Annotated in this window: 2 protein-coding genes; both read left to right on the top strand. The window is 77.0% G+C overall.

Going from position 1 to position 2,542, the window contains the following annotated elements:
- The first annotated feature begins 76 nt into the window (after window positions 1-76).
- A complete protein-coding gene (locus ABZW03_RS39760) occupies window positions 77-1,030 on the top strand; it encodes a TIGR03557 family F420-dependent LLM class oxidoreductase (RefSeq protein WP_355269602.1) in 954 nt (317 codons plus the stop codon).
- A 17-nt stretch (window positions 1,031-1,047) separates the two neighbouring features.
- Window positions 1,048-2,542, top strand: a 1,495-nt coding sequence (locus tag ABZW03_RS39765) for a glycoside hydrolase family 15 protein (RefSeq protein ID WP_355269604.1), incomplete at its 3' end; no start/stop codon positions are given.

Here is a 2,542-nt window from a genome sequence, read left to right on the forward strand (position 1 = left end):
CGCCGGGGCGGCGTTTCGCGGCGCCCGGGCCGGAAAGCCGCCCCGGGGAAAGGACCGTCGACGAACCGAGGCTGCCATGACCGCGTTCGGCTACTTCCTGTCCTGCGAGGAGTTCACCCCCGCCCAGCTGGTCGAGCAGGCCGCGCTGGCGGAGCGGGCCGGCTTCACCCGGCTGGCGATCTCCGACCACTACCACCCGTGGAACGACGCCCAGGGCAACGCCCCGTTCGTCTGGGGCGTGATCGGCGCGCTGTCGCAGGTCGTCCGGCTGCCGGTGACCACCCTGGTCACCTGCCCGACCGTCCGGCTGCACCCCGCCGTGACGGCGCAGGCGGCGGCCACGGCGGACGTGCAGCTGGCGGGCGGGCTCCGGCTCGGCGTCGGCACCGGCGAGGCGCTCAACGAGCACGTCCTGGGCGACCGCTGGCCGCCGTTCGAGGTCCGGGCGGACATGCTGGAGGAGGCCGTCGAGGTGATGCGGGAGCTGTTCACGGGTGGCCCCGTCTCCCACCGCGGCACGCACTACACGGTGGAGAACGCCCGGCTCTACACGCCCCCGGAGCAGGCCCGGCTGCCGGTGTACGTCTCGGCCTTCGGCCCCAGGGCGGCCGAGCGCGCGGCGGAGTTCGCGGACGGCCTGGTCACCATGAGCCCGGACACCGAGCTGATCGGCCGCTACCGGGCGGCCGGCGGCACCGGGCCGGTGCTCGGCGGGGTGAAGGTGTGCTGGTCGGAGGAGCGCGAGCGGGCGGTCAAGACCGTCCACCGGCTCTGGCCGACCGAGCTGCTGCCCGGTGAACTCGCCCAGGTGCTGCCCACGCCCCGCCACTTCGAGCAGGCCACCGAGCTGGTGACCGAGGAGATGGTGGCCGGGTCGGTCGTCTGCGGCGACGATCCGCGGCAGCACGCCGACCTGCTGCGCGGCTACGTCGGCGCCGGCTTCGACGAGGTGTACGTCGGCCAGATCGGCCCGGAGCAGGAGGGCTTCTTCGACTTCTACCGCGAGCAGGTCCTGCCGCAGGTGGCCTGAGCGCCGGAGCGTTCGCCGTGAAGGCCTTCCCGCCCTGGAGCCTGCGCGAGTACGCCCTGCTCGCCGACGGCGAACGCGGCGCGCTGGTGGGCCCGTTCGGCGAGGTCGCCTGGCTGTGCGTGCCCCGCTGGGACTCCGACCCGCTGTTCGCCGGGCTGGTCGGCGGCACCGGGGTGTACGCGGTGACCCCGGTCGGCCGGTTCGTACCGGGCGGCTACTACGAGGACGGCGGGCTGGTCCGCCGCAGCCGCTGGATCGCCGGGGACGGCATCCTGGAGTGCCGGGAGGCGCTGGCCCTGCCCGCGGACCCGCACCGGCTCGTGCTGCTGCGCCGGCTGACCGCCGAGTACGCGCCGGTCCGCTTCCGGGTGGTCCTGGAGCCGGGGACGGGCTTCGGGACCCGCCGCGTCCCTGAGCCCCGCCGGACGCCGGACGGCTGGCGGCTGCGCACCGGACCGCTGCGGCTGCGCTGGACGGGCGCCGGCCCGGCCCGCCCGGGGCCCGGCGCGCGGCTCACCACCGAGGCCGTCCTGCGCCCCGGCGAACGGCTGGACCTCGTCCTGGAGGCCGCCGACCGCCGCCTCGACGGCCCGCCACCGGACCCGGAACGCAGCTGGCGGGCCACCGAACGCGCCTGGCGGGAGGCCGTGCCCGGCCTCGGGCACACCCTGGACGGCCGCGACGCCCGGTTCTCCTACGCCGTGCTGCGCGGGCTCACCTCCGCCGCCGGCGGCGGCATGGTCGCGGCCGCGACCACCAGCCTGCCCGAGCGGGCCGAGGCCGGCCGCAACTACGACTACCGCTACGTCTGGATCCGCGACCAGTGCCTGGCCGGCCAGGCGGTGGCCGCCTGCGGACCGTACGACCTCCTGGACGAGGCGGTGCGCTTCACCACCGCGCGGGTCGACGAGCACGGCCCGCGGCTGTCCCCGGCGTACACCGTGACCGGCGGGCGGGTGCCCGACCAGCGGACGGTCGACCTGCCCGGCTACCCGGGCGGTCACGACCGGGTCGGCAACCGGATCACCCGGCAGTTCCAGCTGGACGTCTTCGGCGAGGCGCTGCTGCTGTACGCGGCGGCCGCCCGGCACGACCGGCTGGACCCGTCGGCCCGGGCGGCGGCGCGCACCGCCGCCACCACGATCGCCCACCGGTGGCGCGAACCGGACGCCGGGATCTGGGAGTTGGAGGACCGCGCCTGGACGCACAGCCGGCTGATCTGCGCCGCCGGACTGCGCGCGCTGGCCCGCCCGGAGGCGGCCCGGCCGGCCGGGGTGCCGGACGGGCTCGCCGCGGACTGGAGCGCGCTGGCCGACCGGATCCTGGCCCACACCTCTCGGCGCGGCCTGCACCCCTCGGGCCGCTGGCAGCGCTCCCCCGGCGATCCGGCGCCCGACCTCGCGCTGCTGCTCCCGCCCGTCCGCGGCACCCCGGCCGCCGACGACCCGCGCACGGTGGCCACGCTGCGCGCCTGCCGCCGCGAACTCACCGACGGGCACCACGACTACCGGT

The organism is Kitasatospora sp. NPDC004799, assembly GCF_040609095.1.
In the GTDB taxonomy this organism is placed as follows: domain Bacteria; phylum Actinomycetota; class Actinomycetes; order Streptomycetales; family Streptomycetaceae; genus Kitasatospora.

Bases quoted from the DNA above. Each gene is read 5' to 3' on its own strand.
- ABZW03_RS39760 (WP_355269602.1), top strand. From the start codon at position 77: ATGACCGCGTTCGGCTACTTCCTGTCCTGCGAGGAGTTCACCCCCGCC.